Annotated in this window: 22 protein-coding genes; 10 read left to right on the top strand and 12 right to left on the bottom strand. The window is 61.1% G+C overall.

The features are described from left to right. Nucleotides 1–121 precede the first annotated feature (121 nt). From ASF13_RS23060 to ASF13_RS00595, 4 genes are all read right to left on the bottom strand, one after another. Complete coding sequence (locus tag ASF13_RS23060) at nt 122–601, bottom strand: type VI secretion system tube protein TssD (RefSeq protein ID WP_072166246.1); 480 nt, start codon at nt 599–601, stop codon at nt 122–124. Between the two features lie 210 nt (nt 602–811). Next, nucleotides 812–1,504: a hypothetical protein gene (locus tag ASF13_RS00610; protein WP_056231284.1), complete on the bottom strand. Its 693-nt coding sequence runs from the start codon at nt 1,502–1,504 to the stop codon at nt 812–814. Nucleotides 1,505–2,070: 566 nt separating this feature from the next. After that, nucleotides 2,071–3,096, bottom strand: a complete 1,026-nt coding sequence (locus ASF13_RS00600) for a M48 family metallopeptidase (RefSeq protein ID WP_056232299.1) — start codon at nt 3,094–3,096, stop codon at nt 2,071–2,073. Nucleotides 3,097–3,098: 2 nt separating this feature from the next. Beyond that, nucleotides 3,099–4,286: a YjgN family protein gene (locus tag ASF13_RS00595; RefSeq protein WP_056231276.1), complete on the bottom strand. Its 1,188-nt coding sequence runs from the start codon at nt 4,284–4,286 to the stop codon at nt 3,099–3,101. Between the two features lie 390 nt (nt 4,287–4,676). Here ASF13_RS00595 and ASF13_RS00590 point away from each other — a divergent pair, with 390 nt between their 5' ends. Beyond that, nucleotides 4,677–5,180 (top strand): GNAT family N-acetyltransferase, encoded by a 504-nt coding sequence (locus ASF13_RS00590; RefSeq protein ID WP_056231273.1) that lies wholly within the window; start codon nt 4,677–4,679, stop codon nt 5,178–5,180. A 193-nt stretch (nt 5,181–5,373) separates the two neighbouring features. Here ASF13_RS00590 and ASF13_RS00585 read toward each other — a convergent pair whose 3' ends face one another. Next, nucleotides 5,374–6,144 (bottom strand): tRNA-(ms[2]io[6]A)-hydroxylase, encoded by a 771-nt coding sequence (locus tag ASF13_RS00585; protein ID WP_056232296.1) that lies wholly within the window; start codon nt 6,142–6,144, stop codon nt 5,374–5,376. Between the two features lie 272 nt (nt 6,145–6,416). Further along, on the bottom strand, nt 6,417–6,848 hold the full coding sequence (rraB, locus tag ASF13_RS00580; protein ID WP_056231272.1) for a ribonuclease E inhibitor RraB: 432 nt from the start codon (nt 6,846–6,848) through the stop codon (nt 6,417–6,419). Nucleotides 6,849–7,033: 185 nt separating this feature from the next. Here rraB and argF point away from each other — a divergent pair, with 185 nt between their 5' ends. From argF to ridA, 4 genes are all read left to right on the top strand, one after another. Continuing rightward, nucleotides 7,034–8,044 carry an ornithine carbamoyltransferase gene (gene argF / locus ASF13_RS00575; RefSeq protein WP_056231269.1) on the top strand — a complete coding sequence of 337 codons (1,011 nt, stop codon included), beginning with the start codon at nt 7,034–7,036 and terminating at the stop codon, nt 8,042–8,044. A 279-nt stretch (nt 8,045–8,323) separates the two neighbouring features. Continuing rightward, nucleotides 8,324–9,259 (top strand): aspartate carbamoyltransferase, encoded by a 936-nt coding sequence (pyrB, locus tag ASF13_RS00570; RefSeq protein ID WP_056231266.1) that lies wholly within the window; start codon nt 8,324–8,326, stop codon nt 9,257–9,259. Nucleotides 9,260–9,270: 11 nt separating this feature from the next. Further along, nucleotides 9,271–9,735 (top strand): aspartate carbamoyltransferase regulatory subunit, encoded by a 465-nt coding sequence (gene pyrI, locus ASF13_RS00565; protein WP_056231263.1) that lies wholly within the window; start codon nt 9,271–9,273, stop codon nt 9,733–9,735. Nucleotides 9,736–9,972: 237 nt separating this feature from the next. Beyond that, nucleotides 9,973–10,359, top strand: coding sequence for a 2-iminobutanoate/2-iminopropanoate deaminase (gene ridA, locus ASF13_RS00560; RefSeq protein WP_056231260.1), 387 nt, complete (start codon nt 9,973–9,975; stop codon nt 10,357–10,359). A 40-nt stretch (nt 10,360–10,399) separates the two neighbouring features. Here the strand turns inward: ridA and ASF13_RS00555 are convergent, their stop codons facing one another. Further along, nucleotides 10,400–12,958, bottom strand: coding sequence for a DEAD/DEAH box helicase (locus ASF13_RS00555; RefSeq protein ID WP_056231257.1), 2,559 nt, complete (start codon nt 12,956–12,958; stop codon nt 10,400–10,402). A 316-nt stretch (nt 12,959–13,274) separates the two neighbouring features. Between ASF13_RS00555 and nrdD the strand changes: the two genes are divergently transcribed. The 3 genes from nrdD (at nt 13,275) to ASF13_RS00540 (ending at nt 16,513) form a co-directional block, all read left to right on the top strand. Further along, nucleotides 13,275–15,542, top strand: a complete 2,268-nt coding sequence (gene nrdD / locus ASF13_RS00550; RefSeq protein ID WP_369814351.1) for an anaerobic ribonucleoside-triphosphate reductase — start codon at nt 13,275–13,277, stop codon at nt 15,540–15,542. Next, nucleotides 15,539–16,003: an anaerobic ribonucleoside-triphosphate reductase-activating protein gene (nrdG, locus tag ASF13_RS00545; protein WP_056231253.1), complete on the top strand. Its 465-nt coding sequence runs from the start codon at nt 15,539–15,541 to the stop codon at nt 16,001–16,003. The genes nrdD and nrdG overlap by 4 nt, the downstream gene beginning before the upstream one ends. A 180-nt stretch (nt 16,004–16,183) precedes the next feature. Next, nucleotides 16,184–16,513, top strand: a complete 330-nt coding sequence (locus tag ASF13_RS00540) for a GIY-YIG nuclease family protein (RefSeq protein WP_056231251.1) — start codon at nt 16,184–16,186, stop codon at nt 16,511–16,513. On the opposite strand, the gene ASF13_RS00535 is transcribed toward ASF13_RS00540, so the two are convergent. Next, a complete protein-coding gene (locus ASF13_RS00535) occupies nt 16,500–17,003 on the bottom strand; it encodes a GNAT family N-acetyltransferase (RefSeq protein WP_056231248.1) in 504 nt (167 codons plus the stop codon). The genes ASF13_RS00540 and ASF13_RS00535 overlap by 14 nt on opposite strands. Further along, the gene (locus tag ASF13_RS00530) at nt 16,997–17,524 is read right to left on the bottom strand and encodes an SCP2 domain-containing protein (RefSeq protein ID WP_056231245.1); all 528 of its coding nucleotides are present in this window, start codon (nt 17,522–17,524) and stop codon (nt 16,997–16,999) included. Before ASF13_RS00530 ends, ASF13_RS00535 begins: the two co-directional genes overlap by 7 nt. Nucleotides 17,525–17,727: 203 nt before the next feature. Between ASF13_RS00530 and ASF13_RS00525 the strand changes: the two genes are divergently transcribed. Both ASF13_RS00525 and ASF13_RS00520 read left to right on the top strand, forming a co-directional pair. Next, a complete protein-coding gene (locus ASF13_RS00525) occupies nt 17,728–18,723 on the top strand; it encodes a peptidase U32 family protein (RefSeq protein WP_056231243.1) in 996 nt (331 codons plus the stop codon). A gap of 9 nt (nt 18,724–18,732) precedes the next feature. Further along, entirely contained in the window at nt 18,733–19,611 is an 879-nt protein-coding gene (locus tag ASF13_RS00520) for a U32 family peptidase (RefSeq protein WP_056231241.1), read from the top strand. Here the strand turns inward: ASF13_RS00520 and ASF13_RS00515 are convergent. Genes ASF13_RS00515 through ASF13_RS00505 form a run of 3 tightly spaced genes read right to left on the bottom strand, consistent with a single transcriptional unit; the run spans nt 19,604 to nt 22,829 of the window. Beyond that, complete coding sequence (locus tag ASF13_RS00515; protein ID WP_056231238.1) at nt 19,604–20,728, bottom strand: ABC transporter permease; 1,125 nt, start codon at nt 20,726–20,728, stop codon at nt 19,604–19,606. The genes ASF13_RS00520 and ASF13_RS00515 overlap by 8 nt on opposite strands. Next, nucleotides 20,725–21,876 (bottom strand): ABC transporter permease, encoded by a 1,152-nt coding sequence (locus tag ASF13_RS00510; protein WP_056231236.1) that lies wholly within the window; start codon nt 21,874–21,876, stop codon nt 20,725–20,727. Before ASF13_RS00510 ends, ASF13_RS00515 begins: the two co-directional genes overlap by 4 nt. Further along, nucleotides 21,858–22,829 carry an HlyD family secretion protein gene (locus tag ASF13_RS00505; RefSeq protein ID WP_056231233.1) on the bottom strand — a complete coding sequence of 324 codons (972 nt, stop codon included), beginning with the start codon at nt 22,827–22,829 and terminating at the stop codon, nt 21,858–21,860. The genes ASF13_RS00510 and ASF13_RS00505 overlap by 19 nt, the downstream gene beginning before the upstream one ends. Between the last annotated feature and the right edge of the window lie 14 nt (nt 22,830–22,843).

The following is a 22,843-nucleotide window of genomic DNA, read 5'->3' as shown; positions in this document are numbered from 1 at the left end:
TGAGTACCTGCATCGCCTTTTTTATTGGTGGCCGATGATGGCGCGATTAAAAGAGGTCTTAGCTTCGGGCTGGTTAAAAACCCTGTACAGGATCCCTTTTATCGCTGAATTTATCGCTGCCTTAGGCGACTACACGATGGTTCCATGCATCGCGGTACAAAATATTACCTCCCGTGTGCTTCCAGGTGATGGCTTCGTAGCGTAATTCGATGGTTTCCATATGTGTACTTGTCATTCCTCCCGGGAGTAAACAAGGGGCAATATTTGTCACCTTCACATTTTCGAGGAGGATATTAAAGTATTCCTCCTCAATTCCAGCATCAATAATCTGATATAATTTTATCGTGGCAGACTTTAGTGTTCTCCCTTCGCACAGGGCACGAAAAAGGACCGGTGTTGTTCTGTCGAACTCTTTCTGTATAACGATCGGCGCATGTACTCTCGTGCTGGTCAGCTTACCCCAACTGGGATCGACAGGTATGGAGACATTATGCGTAAGCGATTTTATTTCTATTGAACCAAGTCTTGCAGGCATTAAACACCCACCGACAATGGGTGAACCATTTTCATCAGTTAACCAGATATGAGCTGGATTTGACATTATAAGTATCCTTTTAAAGTTTCCGGGTAAGAAAGCACATAACAACTAAAACTGTAATAAAAAAAACCGCAATCGACTGCATCGCAATATCAGGAAAATAATGAGCCATGAAAACACCAAAAATAACGGTTAGAACTATAGGGATGTACATCAAAAAAAAATGAAAAAGCTGATATTTCAAAAATCCGAGTAAGCATTTAAACATGATTTTCACCTCACCATGCTCGCTATTGCATTAGCAATATCTTCTAATGATTTAAGGTTAACTATGAAGGAGTGTGCCTTCATAAACTGTGACTCAACAAGAAAATACATCATTTCCAACCCCCTCATATATAGCGCATAATAATAAGCAGGGCACATAACCTTTAATCGTTGAGCGCTATCAGCTGCTTTCTGTATATAACCATAAGTACTTATCCCAGCCATGCCCCAACCCGAAAATTTACCCAGCGTTTTTGCCATCCCGATGCTTACATTTGACCCAAGACAAATGGCCATTGTGATCCCCATCGTTAATGACTGGGATTGGGCATAACTCGTTGATATGTTGACTCCCATTTTAATTAGCAGGCGTTTTATTCTATTCAGTTCTTGATCTGTTTTGTTTTTTAAAATTAATTCAACATAAACTCTTATGAGTTCATATATTATCTTTCGATCTTTGTACAACTGATGGAGTCCTTCAAAAAAACGCACATCTTCGGTTTTTAGCCTGGAACATACGTCCTGATAATTATCAGTAAAGCATGACAGGTGCCAGGCTATCCGGGTAGCCCCACCCTGAAGTCGACCAAGTTGATCTGTGGCCTGATCTTTGACTCCTGAAATTGCATCTTCCAGCTTTCTGGCGAGAATTTTATCACTCGCCATTTTAGTAAGAATTGCATTGCTATAGTACATAGCAAAACTCCTTAGTTAATTATCCATTTATCCTTTAACCACTTGCGTAAAAAACTGCATCATAAGGCCCTTCCCGTCTCAGGACGACACAGAAAAAACAACGATCAACACGACAGCAACAGCCAATACCAGCATGGCAACATTCGCCAGCATATAAGCCATACTGATACCAAAGATGATCAACAATATGAGTGGCAGATAAATCAAACAGGATAAAACAATCCTGTTCTTCAACCACTTCCTCAGAAATGTCATCATACCTTCGCCCTCTCCCTGTGCCGTTGCGTTTGTAATCCCACGATCTGAAGAGGTTAACAATGAAGCATTGATATTTCATCAACATGGGGTCAACGGAAGGGAACACGCTATTAGTAAACAATCCATTTTTATTATTATTTGTAGTACATCGCGCGACAAATTTAAAACCCGTTATTCGCCAGTACCCGAACGAATCTGCCTGACACTATTCCAGCCGCGACGCGATAAACTGCCTGTTGTTTTCGTGAGGCAAAAAAACGCCCGACGAATTTCGTCAGGCGTGGATGATTATGCAGAGGTGTAAAGCGTTACGGTTTCGGCTGCGCGTCCTGAATGGCCTTAATACGCTCCGGCATATCCGGGTGGCTGCTGATCCACTCCGGCAGCTGCAGGCCGTGGCTCTGCCTGTCGCCTTCCTGCTGCAGGCGGGTGTAGATCGCCTGCATCTCGGCCAGCGAGCGGCCCTGCGCCTGCATCTGCGCAATGGCGTACTCGTCCGCCTCGCGCTCCATGCCGCGTGAGAACTGCATCTGGTCGACAAACGCCGCCGACTGCAGAATCGTGTCGCCGATGCCGCTGACGTCGCCGGTCAGCCACATATAGCCCAGCGTTACCAGCGACGAGCGCACCAGCATCTGCAGCGGATGGCGGTGATGATGGTGGCCCATCTCGTGCAGCATCACCGCCACCAGCGCATCGTCACTTTTTGCCAGCTTCAGCAGATCGTCGCTGACGATTAGCGTGCCGTCGGCCAGCATAAAGGCGTTAGCGCCGCCGTCGAAGTGCATCACCTTCAGCTGCAGCGGCAGCGTGCCGTCGCGCAGCTCGGGGGGGATCGCCCTGCTGAACAGCTGCTGCAGCCGCTGCCGTTCGGCGGGCGGCAGCGTCACCTCGCTGAATCCACCGTGCCGCAGCAGGGTCTGCGTCTGCTGCCCTACCTGGCGGGCGACCACGTCCGGCAGGTTACGCGCCAGCAGGTCGCTGGCGGCGGGCAGGATCACCCACAGCCATAAAGCAATGCTGGCCAGCGTCGCCAGCAGGGTCAGCGCCACGCCGCGGCGGTAGCGTTCCAGCCGGTGCACCAGCCCCGGCCGGTGGCGCTGCTGCCACCACTGGCGGAACTGTGCGTCACTCTGCGGTACAAAGCGGCCGCCGTCCGGGAAGGTCAGAGTCAGCGGAATGGTGCCCAGTGCGTCAGAGACCTGCACCTCTTTCAGCAGCAGCACCTGCTGATGACCGTCCTGCATCAGGGTCAGATGGCGATCGTTAAGCGTCAGGCGGGCCAACTCACGGGCGGCCCGTCCGGGATACTGGTAGAAGCCATCCAGCTGCAGCATCAGATCCCCACGTTGAGATCGAACGCCGCCGCCACCTCTTCGGCTACCGCCGTTCCGGCGCTGTCATGGTGCGCCTGTACGGTCACCAGCGAGATATCACCAGTCAGCGCGGTGCTGCTGGCCATATAGCGCGCCAGGCGCACTTCGGCGATCGGCGTACCGAGCCCCAGCGTGAACAGAACGATCAGGCTGTTGGTCAGCACCAGGCCGAGGAAGGCACCGGTAGAGAGGGTCGATTTAAGCTGTAACGCCTCGCCGAGTTTAGTCTGGCCGAAGGCGTAGTTGCGCTGCGCCACCACCAGGTAAGCGGAGGAGAACAGGCCGCCGACGATCAGCACAACTATGGCAAGGAACAGGCTGAACAGGTGTTCGGCCATCAGCGCGCCCATCATCTGCGGATCGGTGACGCCCATTGCGGCAGCGTACACCAGGCCAACCATCAGCGAACCGATCAGCAGCCCGGTGACCACCAGGAACGGCAGGAAGATCAGGAAGCTGACCAGCACGATTTTAATAAACGCTTTTTTGCTCAGCTGCGCCTTAAACGGCAGCGTGCCGAACGACATATTATTGATATACAGGTCGTGGTTCAGCGCGCTGACCACCCCCTGAACTACCGCACCGCCGACCAGCAGCAGCACCAGCGCGATGACGCCAATGGCTAATGAGGCGCTGACGCTGCCGAGGTTGATCGCCGACAGCGCCACCATGCTGACCAGCAGATACAGGCCAATCACCATCAGCAGCGGGCAGAGGTACATCACCCAGTAGGCGCGGCCGATGCGGCACAGGTAGTTAAAACGCACGCCGCGGAAGCTGCTCATCAGCGCGTTATAGCGCCAGCTGCGGATCACAATCCACGGGATCAGCGCGAAGAACGCCAGCACAAACAAGAGCGACAGCGTCGGCAGCAGTGAAGAGAGGATAAAGAACAGCACCAGGCCCACAAAGACGATAATCCGCCCTTTAAGGATGTCCATCGGCCGCGCATGGTAGTCAAAACGGTCGCCGGCGATTTCGGTGTTGCCGTAGAAATAGCGGCGGCGGCGCACGGTGGCCCACGCGGAGTAGATGCCCAGCGTGATCATGGTGAGTAAGGCATTCACCAGCCAGATCGAGAAGTACTCGCCGGCCCGGCCGTGGAACAGCACCGGGTGCTGCTGATTGGGAGAAGTTTGGTTTTCCATTAAATTTTCTTCCTGAAAATAGAGGGGGAGAGATGATGATGAGAATAAGAAGTATCTAACTTAACCGCGTATTTTTACCACAAGGTTAAAGATGCGACAATAAATGTTTCCGGTTGTGTCATTTAAGGTTAAATAGCAGACAGGCTGGGCGTAATGTCACGGATTCAGGTCATTAAAGAGAGAAGAGCCCTTAATGTCCCCTTTGCGGGACACTATGCTGACCCTGACGATTGCCTGAGGGCGGTAAACCCGGTTCGGTGAACGGTTGAGAAGCGGCTGTGAGCTGACCTCAACCGGCCTGCTGAACAAAGCCAGGGCCGCTAACGTTGCATCTTTACGTCAGCAATGTTATTACACGTTTCTTCCTGACCCTGACCCAGAGCGAGACGTATGACCACCGCTTTACACGCCACCCTGCGGGTACGCCCGATTACCGCTGCTGATAATCCGCTGATTGCACAGGTGATCCGCACCGTCTCTGCCGAATTCGGGCTGACCGCAGATAAAGGCTATACCGTTTCCGACCCTAATCTTGACCGGCTGTTTGAGCTCTACAGCGAGCCGGACAGCGCCTACTGGGTGGTCGAGGTGAATGGTCAGGTGGTCGGCGGCGGCGGCGTGGCACCGCTGCAGGGCGGTGAGGCGGACGTCTGCGAGCTGCAGAAGATGTATTTCCTCAGCGAGGCGCGCGGCCTCGGCGTGGCGCGCGATCTGGCTATCCAGGCGTTGGAGTACGCCCGCACGCTGGGCTTTAAGCGCTGCTATCTGGAAACCACCGCCTCGCTGACCCGCGCGATCCGCCTGTATGAGCACCTCGGCTTTGCGCATATCGACGGGCCGCTGGGCTACACCGGCCACGTTGACTGTGAAGTGACGATGCTGAAGACGCTGTAACACCGCTGACCGCCCTGCCACTGCGGCAGGGCGGGGTCACGATCCCCGCAGCAGCAGCATCATCCGCCCGGCCAGGAAACCGCCGCGCTAAGATCGCGCGGGCCACCCGCAGCTTTCCCGCCAGTGGCTGACGGCTATGCCGGATTAGCAGGCAAACGCCGACACACCGACAGTGGCTGACGACTATCCCCGGCTAGCAGGCAAACGCCGGTACGCCGCTGTGAAAACGCAGCCTGTCGTCCGGTTCGCTAATCAGTTTCGCCTCGGTCTCGCCGATCTTCTGTACCCGCGCGCTGATATCCTTCGGTGAGATCAGCTGCGCCAGCTCAAGATAATCCTGATAGTGGCGCGCTTCCGAGCGCAGCAGCGAGACGTAAAACGCCGACAGGCGATCGTCCAGATGCGGGGCCAGGCTGGCGAAGCGTTCGCAGGATCGCGCTTCGATATAGGCACCGCAGATCAGCTTATCCACCAGCGCCTGCGGCTCATGGGTGGTGATTTCACGTATCAGGCCTTTGGCATAGCGGCTGGCGGTGATCTTCATATAGGGGATATCGCGCGCCTGCATGATCTCCAGCACCTGATAGAAGTGGTGCAGCTCCTCTTTGATCAGCAGCACCATCTTATCCACCAGCGCGTCGCCGTAGGGCAGCTCTTCACGGCTGATGATGGTTTTGGACAGCGCCTTATGCTGTTCCAGAAACCCGAGGTCGGCCTGGTCGTTATGGACAAAATCTTCCCAGGGCCTCAGCCACGCCAGCAGCGCGTCGCCGCTGGCTTTATCCGCCACGTATTTGCGGATCAGCCACATCGCGGTCTGGGCGGCTTTCAGCTCGCATACCAGGTGGTCGGTGAGTAACAGCGGCAGGTTTTCCGGCTTGCGCGCTTCGTCGATCCACGCCTGCGGAGTACGGCAGTGCAGAAAGCCGTGGATCGGGGCTAACAGAGTGTCAAACTGGGTCATAGTCATCAGAAAGGTCAGTGAAAGCGGTTAGTGGCACAGATTTGGGTTCAGAGGGCGCTGAACGCAAAGCACGGTTGCTGACGAACCCGGCAGCCGGTCTTTGCGTTAACGCGGGTCAGCGTTTCTGACACGGGCAGCAACACTGGCGTCAGTAAACAGGCCGTGATAACCCGCAACGCGCGGGCCACTGTGACCTGTTCAGAACAGCGGCCAGGGGATTACGGCGACAGCAGCCATCAGGCAGGCCGCCGCTTTTCTCCCGGCCGGCCAGATCAGTGACGGACGCCGTTGTCGTCGCCGTCTTCCTGCTCGTCGTCCTCTTCGCCTTCGTCGTCTTCGTCCTGCGCATCCGGATCTTCGAAGTAGGTGCCCCAGCCGTCGTAGTCAACGTTGAACTGCGCCACCAGATTCACCAGCTGCTCGACCTGCTTGTCGATCAGCTCGGCGTTCAGCGCGCCTTCGCTGAGGATGTCACAGCACATCACCGTGGTACCGTCGTCCAGCTCCAGCTCTTCCGGCTCGGTCACTTCGTAGCCCAGCTTGAAGGCCTCAACCGCCGCTTTCTCCAGCGCATCAAAGCTGCTGCAGGAGAAGTGGTGCTCGATGGTATAGAGCGCATCCGGATCGCTGCCGTCTTCCAGCAGTTCTTCAATAATCAGCCGTGTCTCTTCGCGCTGCTCTTCCAGTAATGCTTCGTTAGCCATAATCCATTCCTCAAGTCAAAGGTACCCTGCGTCTGTAGTGACGGCACCGGCAATTTTTAGTATTTTCCCACAGCGCCCGTCGCGCCACTACCTTTATAAAAAAGTTTCTGCATGCCGGGGTTGAAAATGAATATTCATACGGTTAAATTGAATTTTAATTCATTAATAAGTTACCGGAGTGCGTTATGAGTCAACTGTACAAACGGCATTTTCTCAGGCTGCTGGATTTTACCCCCGCCGAAATCAACGGCTTGCTGGCGCTGGCCTCGACACTGAAGACCGACAAGAAAAATGGTGAAGAAATTCAGCACCTGAAGGGCAAGAATATTGCGCTCATCTTCGAAAAAGACTCGACCCGTACCCGATGCTCTTTCGAAGTTGCCGCTTACGACCAGGGGGCTAACGTCACCTATCTCGGCCCAAGCGGCAGCCAGATCGGCCATAAGGAGTCGATGAAGGACACCGCACGCGTGCTCGGCCGCATGTATGACGGTATTCAGTATCGCGGCCATGGCCAGGCGCTGGTCGAGTCGCTGGCCGAACACGCCGGCGTGCCGGTGTGGAACGGGCTGACCAACGAGTTCCATCCGACCCAGCTGCTGGCCGACCTGCTGACCATGCAGGAGCACCTGCCGGAGAAGGCCTTCAGCCAGATGACCTTCGTCTATGTCGGCGACGCACGCAACAATATGGGTAATACCATGCTGGAAGCGGCAGCGCTGACCGGGCTGGATCTGCGGCTGGTAGCACCGAAGGCGTGCTGGCCGGATGCGCAGCTGGTGGAAGAGTGCCGGGCAGCGGCGGCGAAAACCGGTGGCAAAATCACCCTGACCGAGGATATCGCCGCCGGGGTGGCCGGTGCCGACTTTATCTATACCGACGTCTGGGTGTCGATGGGCGAGCCGAAAGAGGTGTGGGCAGAGCGGATTGCCTTACTGCGCGCCTATCAGGTCAATAAAGCGATGCTGGATCTGACCGGCAATCCGCAGGTGAAGTTCCTGCACTGCCTGCCCGCCTTCCACGACGATCAGACCACGCTGGGCCAGCAGATGGCGCAGCAGTACGATCTGCACGGCGGTATGGAAGTGACCGACGAGGTGTTTGAGTCGGCGCACAGCGTGGTGTTCGACCAGGCAGAAAACCGCCTGCACACCATTAAGGCGGTGATGGTCGCCACCCTGGCGCAGCTGGGGTAAACCGGGGCCGGGCAACCGATTACGTGGCAGGTGATTTCCGCTTGCCGTGCCATGCCGAATGCGTATAATGCCCCCCGTTTGCCGGGAGGAACCATGCCACAGAACGTTACTTATCGCTTCGTTCAACCACGTCTGCACGCAGGCGGGCAGCCGCGTTTTTCCGTTAATGGCATCACCGATCGCGTAAGAAAAGCCCCTCGCTGAGGGGCTTTTTTTTGCCCAAATTTTCACCCCCGCGACAGCGGCCCGGGTACAGCCGGGGCAACCAGGAGAGTGAGCATGGCGAATCCGTTGTATCACAAACATATTATTTCCATTAACGATCTCAACCGTGACGAGCTGGAGCTGGTGCTGAAAACCGCGGCAAGCCTGAAGGCCACGCCGCAGCCGGAGCTGCTGAAACATAAAGTCGTCGCCAGCTGCTTTTTTGAAGCCTCCACCCGCACCCGCCTGTCGTTCGAAACCGCCATTCACCGGCTGGGTGCCTCGGTGGTCGGCTTTGCCGACGGCGGCAGTACCTCGCTGGGCAAGAAAGGTGAAACGCTGGCCGATACCATTTCGGTGATTGGCACCTACGTCGACGCCATCGTGATGCGTCACCCGCAGGAGGGCGCGGCGCGCCTGGCCACCGAGTTTTCCGGCGGTATCCCGGTGCTGAACGCCGGTGACGGAGCCAATCAGCACCCGACTCAGACGCTGCTGGACCTGTTTACCCTGCAGGAGACCCAGGGCCGGCTGAACAACCTTAACGTGGCGATGGTCGGCGACCTGAAGTATGGCCGTACCGTGCATTCACTGACCCAGGCGCTGGCCAAGTTTGACGGCAACCGCTTCTACTTTATCGCGCCGGACGCGCTGGCGATGCCGTCCTACATTACCGATATGCTCGACGAGAAGGGCATCGCCTGGAGCCGCCACGACAGCATTGAAGAGGTAGTGCCCGAGCTGGATATTCTGTATATGACCCGCGTGCAGAAAGAGCGGCTGGATCCGTCCGAGTACGCCAACGTCAAGGCGCAGTTTATTCTGCGCGCCGCCGACCTGGCCGGCGCCCGCGACAATATGAAGGTGCTGCACCCGCTGCCGCGCATTGACGAAATCGACACCGATGTCGACAGCACGCCGCACGCCTGGTACTTCCAGCAGGCCGGCAACGGCATCTACGCACGCCAGGCCTTGCTGGCGCTGGTACTGAACAGTGAACTGGATCTGTAAGGGGAACCACGATGACACAGGATAATAAGTTACAGGTTGAAGCGATCAAACGCGGTACGGTGATTGACCATATCCCGGCGCAGGTCGGGTTTAAGCTGCTGTCGCTGTTCCGCCTGACCGAAACCGATCAGCGCATCACCATCGGCCTGAACCTGCCGTCCGGCGAGCTGGGGCGTAAAGATCTGATCAAGATCGAGAACACCTTCCTCACCGACGATCAGATCAACCAGCTGGCGTTCTACGCGCCGCACGCCACCGTTAACCGCATTGACGAGTACGACGTGGTGGCCAAGCTGTCGCCGGTGCTGCCGGAGCGCATCGAGCGCGTGCTGACCTGCCCGAACGGTAACTGCATCAGCCGCAGCGAACCGGTGTTCTCCAGCTTTACCGTTAAGCAGCGCGCCGACGATCTGCACCTGAAGTGCAAATACTGTGAGAAAGAGTTCGCCCACCACGTGGTGATGGCGGCGGATTAAGTCGCCGCCCGCACGCTGGCGTGAAGGCCGTCGGTCAGGCGGCAGCAGCCCGATCGCCTGAACGCTGGCGTAAAGGTCTACGGTTAAGCGGCAGCGGCCTTACGCCCGCGTAACAGCCGCCGCTGCAAGATGGCTGGCGCTAAGCGCGATTGCATTCCGCCGTTAAGGCGGGCAAGCTGTCAGCGACGCCGGGCGGGCACCATCCCGCCCGCATCCTATACACCTTAAGGAGAGAGTATGTCCCGCGAAATCAGTACTGAACACGCCCCTGCTGCCATCGGCCCTTACGTGCAGGGCGTCGATCTCGGCAGCCTGATCTTCACCTCCGGCCAGATCCCGGTGGACCCGAAAACCGGCAACGTGCCGGAAGATATCACCGCGCAGACGCAGCAGTCGCTGGCCAACGTGCAGGCGATCGTTGAAGCCGCCGGCCTGAAGGTAGGCGACATCGTGAAGATGACGGTATTTGTGAAGGATCTGAATGACTTCACCACGGTAAACGCCGCCTATGAAGCCTTCTTTACCGCGCACCAGGCGAGCTTCCCGGCGCGCTCCTGCGTGGAAGTGGCGCGTCTGCCAAAAGACGTGAAGATTGAGATTGAAGCGATCGCAGTACGCCGCTAAGCGCCTGCTTTATCCGGCAGGGGCCCCAGGCCCCCTGCCTTTACTGTGAGAACAGCAGCGTCAGATCGTCCGCGCTAAAGCTGGACGGCTCGCTCAGTTCGTCGGCCAGGATATCCCCCGCCAGCTCCGCCTTCTGCTGCTGCAGCGCCACCACCTTCTCTTCGATGGTATCCGCCGCGATCAGCTTGTAGACAAACACCGGTTTATCCTGGCCCAGTCGGTAGGCGCGGTCGGTGGCCTGGTTCTCTGCCGCCGGGTTCCACCAGGGATCGTAGTGGATCACCGTGTCCGCCGCCGTCAGGTTGAGACCGACACCGCCGGCCTTCAGGCTGATCAGAAACACCGGCACCTCGCCGCGCTGGAAGCGCGCGACCGGCGTTTCGCGATCGCGGGTGCTGCCGGTCAGGGTGACAAAAGCGATACGCGCCTTCTGCAGCTCTTCGGCGATGATCGCCAGCATGCTGGTGAACTGCGAGAAGATCAGGATGCGCCTGTCTTCCGCCAGCAGATCGCTCAGCATCTCGCGCAGCAGCGCCAGCTTGGCGGAGTGTCTGACCTTCTCCGCGCGGGCGTCGGCCACCAGCCGCGGATCGCAGCAGATCTGCCGCAGCTTGAGCAGCGCGTCCAGCACCAGCAGATGGCTGCGCCCCGCCCCCTGCTGCTGCACCGCCAGCTGTACGCGATCCTGCATCGCACTGCGCAGCTGGTCGTACAGCTCGCGCTGGCCCCCCTCCAGCGCCACGCTGCGCACGATGGTGTTCTTTGGCGGCAGCTCTTTCGCCACCTCCTGCTTACGGCGGCGCAGCATAAACGGCCGCACCCGCTTTGCCAGCAGTTCGCGCCGCACCCGATCGCCGTCGCGCTCCACCGGTATGCGCCACTGCTGGGTGAAGTCGCGTTCGCTGCCGAGGAAGCCCGGCAGCAGAAAGTCAAACTGCGACCACAGCTCGCCGAGGTGGTTCTCCAGCGGCGTGCCGGTCAGGCACAGGCGGTGGCGGGTTTTCAGCGCGCGGATCACCGCCGCCGCCCGCGAGGCGCTGTTTTTCACGTACTGCGCTTCGTCGAGGATCAGCAGATGGTAATGGTGCGCCACCAGCTGCGGCTGATCGCGCCACAGCAGCGAATAGGTGGTGATCACCACGTCGTACTGCGTCAGCCGGTCATAGAAGGCTTTGCGCTGCGGTCCGGTCAGCGCCAGCACCTTCAGGCCGGGCGCGAAGCGTGCCGCCTCGCAGCACCAGTTGTGCACCAGCGTCGTTGGCACCACGATCAGCGCCGGGCGATCGAGGCGGCCGGCCTCTTTCTCCAGCAGCAGGTGGGCAAGAGTCTGGATGGTTTTGCCCAGCCCCATATCGTCGGCCAGCACCCCGGCCAGCTGATGCTGGCGCAGGAACTGCATCCAGTTCACACCCTGCAGCTGGTAGTCGCGCAGCTGCGCCTTCAGACCGCGCGGCGGGCTGACCGGCTGCACGCCCGCGTTGCCGCTCAGGCGCTGCGCCAGCTGGTGTACCGGGTTTTCACCATCGAAGATCCAGCGGCTGCGTTCGTCGCTGCTGCTCAGGCGGCCGACGTCCCAGGCCGCCAGCCGCAGCGGCCGATCCGGGGTAGCAAACAGGTCGATCAGGTTGGCCACCAGCGGTTTCAGCTGCGCGGCGCGAAACAGCAGCCGCTGCTGGCGATCGTCACGCAGCTCGATCGCTTCGTCGTCGGCGATCAGGCTGAGGTTGCCGGCGGTCCAGCGGCGATCTTCGCTGAACAGCTTTGCCAGCAGCGGCTCCAGCCGCAGGCGGCGGCGGCCAACCTTCATCGCCAGTTCAAGGTCAAACCAGCCGTCGGCCGCCTGGATCGCCCGCCCCTCAATGGCGCTCACTTCGGTGAAGTTGCCGCTGAACTCCCGATCAATGCTCACCCGCCAGCCGCGCCTGCGCAGCGCCGGGACGCTTTTTTTGATAAAGGCGTGCCACCGCTCGGGGGCCTCCGGCGCGAAGATCGCCGCCGGCAACGGCGTCGGGGTGTAGATATGTCCGGCGGGGATCGGGCTCAGGCCGAGCGCGTGGATCTCCGCCAGCCAGGCGTTCTCGGCGGCGGGCTGGCGCTGTACCTGATAGCGGCGACCGTCGGCGGCGGCGAAGCTCTCCGCCTGGCTGGCGGCCTCAACCGCCACGCCGTCGTAGTCAAAGCTGACCGTGGCGAAGTCCAGCCGCTTCTGGCGATGGCCGTAGTGGCCGTAGCCGCTGACAAAATTGGCCCGCGACTCCAGCTGCAGCAGCGGCTGCGGGTCGCCACCCACCGTTGTCAGCGCTATGGTCGCCTGCTCCTCGCGCGGCTGCAGGTTGGCCAGCATCACCGCCGCCACGTGCTTGCAGTTGTTTTTCACCGCGCAGCTGCACTCGCCGCTGGCGGAGAGCCGCCCCTGCGGCCGGCTGAAGTGGACAATCACGCTGAACGGCTCGGCTTTGCGCCCCGGCACTTCGCCGGTCAACAGGGTGTTCTGCCACCGGATGTTCTGCACGCTGGCCACCAGTTCGCGCGCGCGGGCGACGGTACGCGTCCCCAGCCAGCGCATGACCTGATTTTGGTTATAGGTGACAGATGACATCGGGCACAATTCCTGATCAAACGAAGCGGTAAGGTTTCGCTTCACGGCAACCGGCAATAGTAGTGACTCCGGCGGGTTGAATGCAACCGCCGCCGCACGGGATGATGGCAAAATGTGCCTAAGCGTTCAGCTAACGCGCAGCCGGAGGATAAAACCACGGCGGCGGCGGGGCACTTCTCAGCAACTGTCCGCCCCTCCCGCTTCTTTGCGATAAATCAACAAAGCGCCGATTTCTTCGGCAAAAACGCTACATATAGCGCTTACTATAGCCACCATCAACAATATGTAGTGTTTCCACAGGAGGATCCCGGTGGCAATTCAGGTCATTAAACGCGACGGCTGTCTGGCAGCCTTTGACAGCAACCGTATTCTGACGGCGATCCGCGCCGCCGCCCGCGCCGCGCAGGTCGAGGATGAGGCGTACTGCCGCCGCGTTGCCGCCGCGGTCACCCGGCAGCTGGCCGGGTCGGGTAAAAAGGCACCGACGGGCAACCCGGCACAACGGAGTGAAAAGCTGCCACCAGGGGAACCCGCACAGACCGGCGAACCGCTGCAGCAGAGTGAGCAACGGCAGGCGGATGAACAGCTGCCGCTCGCTGAGCCACGACGGCTGGATATTGCGCTGATCCAGCGGGCGGTGGAGGACCGGCTGATGGCCGGGCGCTACCCGCAGCTGGCGCGGGCCTATATCGAGTACCGCCACGATCGTGACGTGGCGCGCGAGCAGCGCGGGCGGCTCGGCAGCGAGATCCGCGGGCTGGTGGAGCAGACCAATTCGGCGCTGCTGCATGAAAACGCCAATAAGGACAGCAAGGTGATCCCCACCCAGCGCGATCTGCTGGCCGGGATCGTGGCGAAACACTACGCCATGCAGCAGCAGCTGCCGCGCGAGGTGGTCAACGCCCACCGGCGCGGTGAGATCCACTATCACGACCTCGACTACGCGCCCTTCTTCCCGATGTTTAACTGCATGCTGGTGGACCTGCGCGGCATGCTGACCCACGGCTTTAAAATGGGCAACGCCGATATCGAGCCGCCGAAGTCGATCGCCACCGCCACCGCCGTCACCGCGCAGATTGTTGCCCAGGTGGCCAGCCATATCTACGGCGGCACCACCATCAACCGCATTGACGAAGTGCTGGCTCCTTACGTGGAAGCCAGCCTGGCAAAGCACCGGGCGGTGGCCCGCGAGTGGCAGGTCAGCGACGTCGAGGCGTATGCCCAGGCGCGCACCGAGAAAGAGTGTTACGACGCCTTCCAGTCGCTGGAGTATGAGGTCAACACCCTGCACACCGCCAACGGCCAGACGCCGTTCGTCACCTTTGGCTTTGGACTCGGCACCAGCGCGGCGGCGCGGATGATCCAGCGCGCCATTCTGCAGAACCGCATCGCGGGACTGGGGAAAAACCATAAAACGGCGGTGTTCCCCAAGCTGGTGTTTGCCATTAAAGCCGGGCTGAACCGCCGCCCCGGTGAGCCAAACTATGATATCAAGCAGCTGGCGCTGGCCTGCGCCAGTAAACGTATGTACCCCGATATCCTCAACTACGACCAGGTGGTGCAGGTCACCGGCTCGTTTAAAACGCCGATGGGCTGTCGCAGCTTCCTCGGGGTGTACGAGGAGCAGGGCCAGGCGGTGCACGAGGGACGCAATAATCTCGGGGTGGTCAGCCTCAATCTGCCGCGAATTGCGCTGGAGTCGGCTGGCGATCGCGACCGTTTCTGGGCGCTGCTCGACGCGCGGCTGCAGCTGGCCAGAACTGCGCTGATGACCCGTATCACCCGGCTGGAGAACGTCAGGGCGCGGGTGGCGCCGATCCTCTATATGGAAGGCGCCTGCGGTGTGCGCCTGGCGGCTGACGACCCGATCGCGCCGATCTTCCGCAACGGTCGTGCCTCGATCTCGCTGGGCTATATCGGCCTGCATGAGACGCTGAACGCCCTCAGCGGCGGAGAGGTGCATCCGTATGACGATCCGAAGCTGCAGGCGCTGGGCGTGGCGATTATCAGCCGGCTGCGCGCTGCGGTGGAGGCGTGGAAAAGCGAGACCGGCTACGGTTTCAGCCTCTACAGCACGCCGAGTGAGAACCTGTGTGACCGCTTCTGCCGTCTGGATGCAGCTGAATTTGGCCTTATCCCCGGCGTGACCGACAAAGGCTACTACACCAACAGCTTCCACCTCGACGTCGAGAAGAAGGTCAATCCCTATGACAAGATCGACTTCGAAGCCGCTTACCCGCCGTTAGCCAGCGGCGGCTTTATCTGTTACGGCGAGTACCCCAGCCTGCAGCATAACCTGCAGGCGCTGGAGGACGTCTGGGATTACAGCTACGACCGGGTGCCCTACTACGGTACCAATACGCCGATTGACCAGTGCTACGACTGCGGCTTCAGCGGCGAGTTTGACTGCACCAGCAAGGGCTTTACCTGTCCGGCCTGCGGCAACCACGACAGCCGCCGCGTGTCGGTGACGCGCCGGGTGTGCGGCTATCTCGGCAGCCCTGACGCGCGGCCGTTTAACGCCGGCAAGCAGGAGGAGGTGAAGCGGCGGGTGAAACATCTGGGCAACGGGGAGCTGGGGTGAATATTCATCAGTACTATCCGGTGGACGTGGTCAACGGCCCCGGCACGCGCTGTACGCTGTTTGTGGCGGGCTGCGAGCATCAGTGCCCGGGCTGCTATAACCGCAGCACCTGGCGGCTGAACTCCGGCGTGCCGCTGACCATCGCGCTGGAGGAGCGGCTGATTGCCGATCTGAACGATACGCGTATTCCGCGCCAGGGGCTGTCGCTCACCGGCGGCGATCCGCTGCACCCGGCCAACGTGGCGGAGGTCGGGCGGCTGGTGCGCCGGGTTAAGCGCGAGTGTGCGGGCAAGGATATCTGGCTGTGGACCGGTTACCGCCTGGCGGAGCTGAGCGCCGCGCAGCGGCGGGTGGTCGCCGGGGTGAACGTGCTGATCGACGGCCGCTTTGAGCAGGCGCTGAAGGACCCGACGCTGCTGTGGCGGGGCAGCAGCAACCAGGTGATCCACAGGCTGCGCTGAGACTTAACAGACCTGGGGATCCACCGGCTGCGCTAAGAGTTAACAGATCTGAGGATCCAGCGGCTGCGTGAAGGCTTAACAGACCCGGGGATTCACCGGCTTCGCAAGGGTTCAACGCACTCTGCATGCATCGAGTGTGCCGCCGTCGCGCGGTGGCGCACTTTGCGTTACAGTAGCGCCATGTTAACTGAAGCGAAAGAACCGCTGCCGGCTGCCCCGTCCGCCGACTGGCGTCTGTACATTCTGCGCACCGCCAGCGGCGTGCTGTATACCGGCATCACTAACGATGTGCTGCGGCGTCTGGCACAGCATCAGAGCGGCAGGGGGGCGAAAGCGCTGCGCGGCAAAGGTCCGCTGACGCTGGTTTTTCACTGCGCGGCGGGCGACCGATCGCAGGCATCAAAGCTGGAGTATCAGGTAAAGCAGCTGACCCGCCAGCAAAAGCTCGGACTGGTCAGCCACCCGCCGGCCTCACTGGCCGACTGGCTGGGGGCGCTTAAAAGCGGCTGAACGGCGCGGCAAACTCGACTTCACCGGCCACGCCGTCAAACACGCCGTCGCTCAGCGGATGGATCTGGAAGCTGCTGGCGCTGTCCGGCCAGCGGCAGGTCAGCTGCTGGCTGGCCGCGACGGTAAAGCCGACGCGCCCGTACCAGGCGGGATCGCCCAGCACCACCACCGCCGCGTAACCAAACTCGTTCAGCGTATCCAGCCCTTCACGGACCAGCTGCTGACCCAGCCCCTGGCCGCGTACGCTGGCATCCACCGCCACCGGGGCCAGCGCCACCCAGTGCAGGTCTTCACCGCTCAGAGTGACCGGGCTGAAGGCCGCATAGCCCAGCACCTGGCCCTCATCGTCGGTGGCCACCACGCCCAGCGTCAGCAGGCCATCTTCCCGCAGCTGCTGCACCAGTTCGGCTTCCGCCACGGTGGCGAAGCTGCGGCGCAGCAGGCCGTCTATGCTGGCGGCATCAACGCCAATTTCAGTACGAATTAACATGCTATACCTGCGCGTGCCTCCGGGGGAGCCGCGTCCTGTTTCATTCCGGCCTCAACAAAATCAGCCAGTTGCATAAGACCGATGCGCAATGGCGTCGGCATAGATTCGGGGTCGAGCGCGTCCATCAGGTTTTTCACCTGCAGGCCCAGCTCGGTATCCCCTTCAATGGTCAGACGACGCTGGAAAAACAGCGTGTCCGGATCCCGCCGGCGTGCCGCAATCAACAGCAGATCGCCAGCCGTGGCACGAAACCAGACGTCACACGCGTCGCGATCGGCCACCCGCAGCTGTCCGTCGGCCAGGGTGACCGACCAGCGCAGATCCAGATCGCTAATCTCAATGCCTAACCAGCGTTCAGCCAGGAAGTCCACCTCCCCTTCCACCAGCGCCTGCTGCAGATGCCCGCGCAGCAGCGCTTCGATCAGCGGCTTTTTCAGCGCGAAAGGCGTAACGCCGAGCGGAAGACGCAGCAGCTGCGGGGCCTGTTGCACAACGTAATGACGTAGCCGATCCAGTCTCATTATGACTCCTTACCGATAAATTTCGGCTATTTTGCCACAATCGCCAACGGCGGCAGGCGGCTGGATCAACAAACGGGCAGAACCTCGTCGGTTTTATCAGGGAATCCGTGCCTCATCAATACGCCATTAGCTGCCTTAAATCAAAATTTGTCGCCGCCATCCTCACTACACTCATCGACTTTGCTAACCCGTGAGACTCAGTTATGGAACTGCTCTGCCCGGCCGGCAATCTGCCGGCGCTAAAAGCCGCCATCGCCAGCGGCGCGGACGCCGTCTATATCGGCCTGAAGGATGACACCAACGCCCGCCATTTTGCCGGGCTGAACTTCAACGATAAACGCCTGCAGGAGGCGGCAAACTACGTGCACCAGCGCGGGCGCAAGCTGCACGTGGCGATTAACACCTTTGCCCACCCGGACGGCTTCAGCCGCTGGCAGCGGGCGGTGGATATGGCCGCCGGTGCCGGTGCCGATGCGCTGATCCTCGCCGATCCGGCGATCCTCGACTACGCCGCCCGGCGCTATCCGCAGATTGAACGCCACGTCTCGGTACAGGCCTCGGCCACCAACGCCGCCGCGATCCGTTTTTATCAGCGTAACTTTGATGTGGCCCGGGTGGTATTGCCGCGCGTGCTCTCGATCCATCAGGTGCGGCAACTGGCCCGTGATACCACGGTGCCGCTGGAGGTGTTTGCCTTCGGCAGCCTGTGCATTATGGCCGAGGGGCGCTGCTACCTCTCCTCTTACCTGACCGGCGAATCACCAAATACCGCCGGGGCCTGCTCCCCGGCCCGTTTTGTGCGCTGGCAGCAGACCGCCGCCGGGCTCGAGTCACGGCTTAACGAGGTGCTGATTGACCGTTACGACGACGGTGAGAACGCCGGTTACCCGACGCTGTGCAAAGGCCGTTATCAGGTCGACGGGCCGCGCTACCACGCGCTGGAGGAGCCCACCAGCCTGAATACCCTGGCGCTGCTGCCGGAGCTGATGGCGGCGAAGATCGTTTCGGTCAAAATCGAAGGCCGCCAGCGCAGCCCGGCTTACGTTGCCGAGGTGGCGCGCATCTGGCGCCAGGCGATCGATCGCTGCCAGCAGGACCCGCAGCAGTTTATTCCGCGAGCCGAGTGGATGGCGGCGCTGGGCGCGCTGAGTGAAGGCACGCAAACCACCCTTGGCGCGTATCATCGCGACTGGCAGTAGGACATTATCATGAACTATTCACTCGGACCGGTGCTGTGGTACTGGCCCAAAGAGACGCTGGCCGACTTTTATCAGGCGGCCGCAGAGAGCGAGGCGCAGATCGTTTACCTCGGCGAGACGGTGTGCAGCAGGCGGCGGGCGATTAAAGTCGCCGACTGGCTGGAGATGGCCCGTCAGCTCGCCGCGGCGGGGAAACAGGTGGCGATCGGCACGCTGGCGCTGCTGCAGTCGCCGTCCGAACTCAGCGAGCTGAAACGCTACGTCGATAACGGCGAGTTTATGATCGAGGCCAGCGATCTCGGCACGGTGATGCTGGCCAGCGAGGCACGACTGCCGTTTGTCGCCGGCCCGGCGCTGAACGTCTATAACGCGCAGACCCTGCAGCAGTTGCTCAACCTCGGCATGACCCGCTGGTGTATGCCGGTGGAGCTGTCGCGTGACTGGCTGGTGGCGCTGCTGCAGCAGTGCGAGACGCTGGGCATCCGTCACCAGTTTGAGGTGGAGGTGCTGAGCTACGGCCACCTGCCGCTGGCGTATTCGGCGCGCTGCTTTACCGCCCGCTCGGAGAACCGCAGCAAAGACGCCTGCCAGACCTGCTGTATTAACTACCCGCTCGGGCGGCCGCTGCGCAGCCAGGAGGATCGTCAGGTGTTTGTGCTCAACGGCATCCAGACGCTGAGCGGCTACTGCTATAACCTCGGTAACGATCTGATCTCCATGCAGGGGCTGGTGGACGTGGTGCGCCTGTCGCCGCAGGGGAAAGAGACGCTGGACATGCTTGCCCGCTTCCGCGCTAACGAAACCGGCAAACAGCCGCTGATGCTGGCGCGGCAGGCGGACTGCAACGGCTACTGGCGGCGGGTGGCCGGGCTGGAGCTGGTCAGCTAACGGCGGTTTTACGCCGCCTGCGCGGATCGCGCAGGCGGGCGATAAGCAGCCCGAGCAGTGCATACCCCGCACCGAGCAGCAGCAGCATCATGACATCGCCGCTCACTTCCCGGAGCGGCAGCCCCATCTGGTTGACCCCGGCAATCATCCGCGTGCCCCAGGTCGACGGCAGCATCATCGCGAAACCACGTACCCAGTCCGGCATCGACTGCACCGGCCACAGCGTGCCGGAGAGGTAGTAGACCGGCGTGGTAATAAACGACAGCGACAGATAGATGTGCTCAATGCGGTGCAGGCATTCGGTGACCAGCTTGCCGAGACCGAGCACCGCCAGCTGAAACGGCAGCGTCAGCAGCAGCAGTTCCGGCAGGGTGGCGGTCTGGCGGTAGCCAAGCAGCCACGGCCACAGGCCGAACAGCACCAGCGACAGAAACAGCCATACCGGGATCAGCGCCGACAGCGCCCCGAGCGTCACCGCCAGCGGGGGCTGCCCCTGGCTGCGCAGGGTGATATTCACCCGCACGCTGGCAATCAGCAGCGTATGCTGCATCATCATCACCAGCAGGCCGGGGAATACGATGGCGGCAAAGCTGATCCCCGGATTGAACAGATCCTGCGTCTGGCCGATAAACGGCGTCAGCACCACCGCCGCCTGGCGGGCGCTGAACCCCTGCTGCTGCATCAGCGCGCGGTTGTAGTGGCCGAGCACCTGCTGCCAGGCCGCCAGCACGTCGACCTGAATCTGCCCGTTGGCCATGCGGTTGGTGGCATCGCCGAACACCGGCAGCGATACCGCATTGCCCGCCAGCATCTTTTTCTCCAGGTCCTGCGGCAGTACCAGCACCGCAAACACCTTACGCAGCCCGAGGTCGCGCTGCGCCTCGGGAAGGCCAGGGTAGATCACCGCGGTCATTTTCGGCGTGGCGTTCAGCTGACGGATCAGCATGCGGCTGGCCGGGCTGTGATCCTGGTCAACCACCGCCACCGGCAGGTCCCAGACCGTACCGTGCATATAGACCACGCTCATCAGGCACAGCGAGCCGATCAGCATCATCCACATCGGCTTCTGCAGCATGCCGCTCAGCGTATTAGTCAGGGTCTGCCACCACAGCTTCAATGCGCCTCCTCCGGCTGGCACAGCCGCCGGAACAGGCGGCGGCGCACCAGCAGCGCCACCGCCAGCGGATAGAGCAGCAGCACGCCGCAGACGCTGGCCACCGGCGTGCCCGGTACGTCACGCAGGAACAGGTCAAACATCGCGTTCAGCGCGTGGGTCAGCGGCTCCAGGTTGGCCACCAGCTGCGCCGGCCACGGCATCGACAGCACCGGAATGGCGGTGCCGGAGAAGGTCAGCGCGATGCTGACCAGGATCCCCATCAGGGTGTAGGCGGTGATGGCGCTGGCGGTGAAGGTAAACAGCAGCACGCCGAGGCTCTGCGCCGCCATCACGTAGAAAAACGCCACGCAGACCATATACAGCGGATTGCCGACCACCCGCGCGCTGAACACGCCGATCAGCAGCGCCAGCTCGACCATCAGCAGCACGGTGTAACAGAGCGTATACGGGGCCAGCTTGCCCAGCAGGGCCATGGCAAAGTGGCGCTGATGGATCAGCGGCCGGGCGCGCGCCAGCATATAGATAGTGCAGGTGACGGTGAACAGCTGCAGCAGGTGGATGCAGGCGGCAAACTGCTGAAAGTAGATGTAGCTGCCGCTGGCGTTAAACAGGCTGTCATACTCCAGCGTGGCCCTGGGCAGCGGGGCCATCGCCCGGCCGCTGGCGGCCGCCAGCACCGTCTGGTACGGGGCACTGAGCGTGCTGACCAGGCCGCTGAAGTCCTGGGTGGAGTAGAACCCGGCACCGTAGAACAGCGCGTTGTAGTAGAGGGTCAGCTGCGGCTGGCGGCCGGCCAGCGTGTCGGCTTCAAAAAACGGTGGGATCAGCAGCACCGCGTAGGCGCGGGCGCTCTGCAACGCCTCCAGCGCCTGGCTGCTGTTGCCGGCCAGCGTCACCTGCGCGTGCGAACCGGCATTCAGATCGCGGATCAGCGTGCGCGACAGCGTGCTGTGATCCTGGTCGACCGCCACCACCGGCAGGTTCAGCAGGGTGCCTTCAGAGAAGTCGCTGGCGATCAGCGCAAACAGCAGCAGCGGAAAGCACCAGCCGAGCCAGTGCACCACCGGCTTGCGCCAGCCGTTGAACACCTCATGGCGGAAGGCGTGCAGAAAACTCAGCAACGCCGGAACTACTTTTGCCACAGCCATAAGGCACTCATCCCCTGACGCAGGTCGGCGACCGGCCGGTCGGGATAGAGGCGCACCTCGAAGGTTTTCAGATCGAAGTCGCCGGTGGCGCGGGTGGCGCGTTTGGTGGCGTAGTCGCCCAGCGGGGCGATGTAACGCACTTCGGCGGCAATCATGCGGTTATTCAGGGCTGGCACCCGCAGCTGCACCTTATCGCCTTTGTGCACGTTCGCCAGGATATCCTCACGCAGGTCGAAGACAAACCACGCCGACGGCAGTTCCACCAGCGTCACCAGCGGGCTGCCGGCGTTCATCAGTTCACCCTGCTCCGCCGGGATTGGGCCGACCTCCCCCGCCACCGGTGCCCGCACCAGCAGCTCGTCAGTCTGTGCCTTGATCTGCAGCAGGTCCTGCTCCGCCTGGCGCAGCTGGGCGGAAAAGGCCTGCCGCTGCTCAGTACGATCGCCATGCAGCCCCTGGTCGAGGTTCGCCAGAGCCGCCTGCACCTGCTGCTGCGCGCTGTCGCGCGCCTGGCGGGCGTTATCCAGCTCCTGCGCTGAGATAAAGCCCTTCGCCGCCACCGCCACGTCACGCCGCCAGGCGGCCTGCGCATTGACCAGCCCGGTCCGCGCCTGGTCCAGCAGCGCCTGCAGGTTGCGGATGGTCTCTTCACGGGTGCCGTTCAGCGACTGGTCGAGAACCGCCTGCGCCCGATCGCGGGCGGCCTCACTGGATTTTAGCTGGGCAATCAGCTCCGGCGCGTCCAGCCGGAGCAGCGGCTGCCCGGCGCGCACGTCATCGCCTCTGCGCACCAGTTTCGCCACCACCCGCCCCCGCGCCTTAGAGGAGACAATCACCTCGCGGGCATCGACCTCCCCCTGCAGCAGCAGGTCGCGGCTGTGGGCGCGGAACAGCACGGTCAGCGCCACCGCCAGCACCATAACCAGCAGGGTAATAAAGACGTTTTTTTTCACTAACGGGCCCCTGA

Origin of the sequence: Erwinia sp. Leaf53 (assembly GCF_001422605.1) — a bacterium.
Lineage (GTDB): Bacteria > Pseudomonadota > Gammaproteobacteria > Enterobacterales > Enterobacteriaceae > Erwinia.
The sequence above is the reverse complement of the archived record's forward strand: the minus strand, read 5'-3'. Positions and strand labels throughout refer to the sequence as shown.

What these genes read in the sequence shown, in the direction of transcription:
- ASF13_RS23060 (WP_072166246.1), bottom strand. Translation starts at nt 601, where the DNA reads ATGTCAAATCCAGCTCATATCTGGTTAACTGATGAAAATGGTTCACCC.
- ASF13_RS00610 (WP_056231284.1), bottom strand. Translation starts at nt 1,504, where the DNA reads ATGTACTATAGCAATGCAATTCTTACTAAAATGGCGAGTGATAAAATT.
- ASF13_RS00595 (WP_056231276.1), bottom strand. Translation starts at nt 4,286, where the DNA reads ATGGAAAACCAAACTTCTCCCAATCAGCAGCACCCGGTGCTGTTCCAC.
- ASF13_RS00590 (WP_056231273.1), top strand. Translation starts at nt 4,677, where the DNA reads ATGACCACCGCTTTACACGCCACCCTGCGGGTACGCCCGATTACCGCT.
- ASF13_RS00585 (WP_056232296.1), bottom strand. Translation starts at nt 6,144, where the DNA reads ATGACCCAGTTTGACACTCTGTTAGCCCCGATCCACGGCTTTCTGCAC.
- rraB (WP_056231272.1), bottom strand. Translation starts at nt 6,848, where the DNA reads ATGGCTAACGAAGCATTACTGGAAGAGCAGCGCGAAGAGACACGGCTG.
- argF (WP_056231269.1), top strand. Translation starts at nt 7,034, where the DNA reads ATGAGTCAACTGTACAAACGGCATTTTCTCAGGCTGCTGGATTTTACC.
- pyrB (WP_056231266.1), top strand. Translation starts at nt 8,324, where the DNA reads ATGGCGAATCCGTTGTATCACAAACATATTATTTCCATTAACGATCTC.
- pyrI (WP_056231263.1), top strand. Translation starts at nt 9,271, where the DNA reads ATGACACAGGATAATAAGTTACAGGTTGAAGCGATCAAACGCGGTACG.
- ridA (WP_056231260.1), top strand. Translation starts at nt 9,973, where the DNA reads ATGTCCCGCGAAATCAGTACTGAACACGCCCCTGCTGCCATCGGCCCT.
- ASF13_RS00555 (WP_056231257.1), bottom strand. Translation starts at nt 12,958, where the DNA reads ATGTCATCTGTCACCTATAACCAAAATCAGGTCATGCGCTGGCTGGGG.
- ASF13_RS00540 (WP_056231251.1), top strand. Translation starts at nt 16,184, where the DNA reads ATGTTAACTGAAGCGAAAGAACCGCTGCCGGCTGCCCCGTCCGCCGAC.
- ASF13_RS00535 (WP_056231248.1), bottom strand. Translation starts at nt 17,003, where the DNA reads ATGTTAATTCGTACTGAAATTGGCGTTGATGCCGCCAGCATAGACGGC.
- ASF13_RS00530 (WP_056231245.1), bottom strand. Translation starts at nt 17,524, where the DNA reads ATGAGACTGGATCGGCTACGTCATTACGTTGTGCAACAGGCCCCGCAG.
- ASF13_RS00525 (WP_056231243.1), top strand. Translation starts at nt 17,728, where the DNA reads ATGGAACTGCTCTGCCCGGCCGGCAATCTGCCGGCGCTAAAAGCCGCC.
- ASF13_RS00520 (WP_056231241.1), top strand. Translation starts at nt 18,733, where the DNA reads ATGAACTATTCACTCGGACCGGTGCTGTGGTACTGGCCCAAAGAGACG.
- ASF13_RS00510 (WP_056231236.1), bottom strand. Translation starts at nt 21,876, where the DNA reads ATGGCTGTGGCAAAAGTAGTTCCGGCGTTGCTGAGTTTTCTGCACGCC.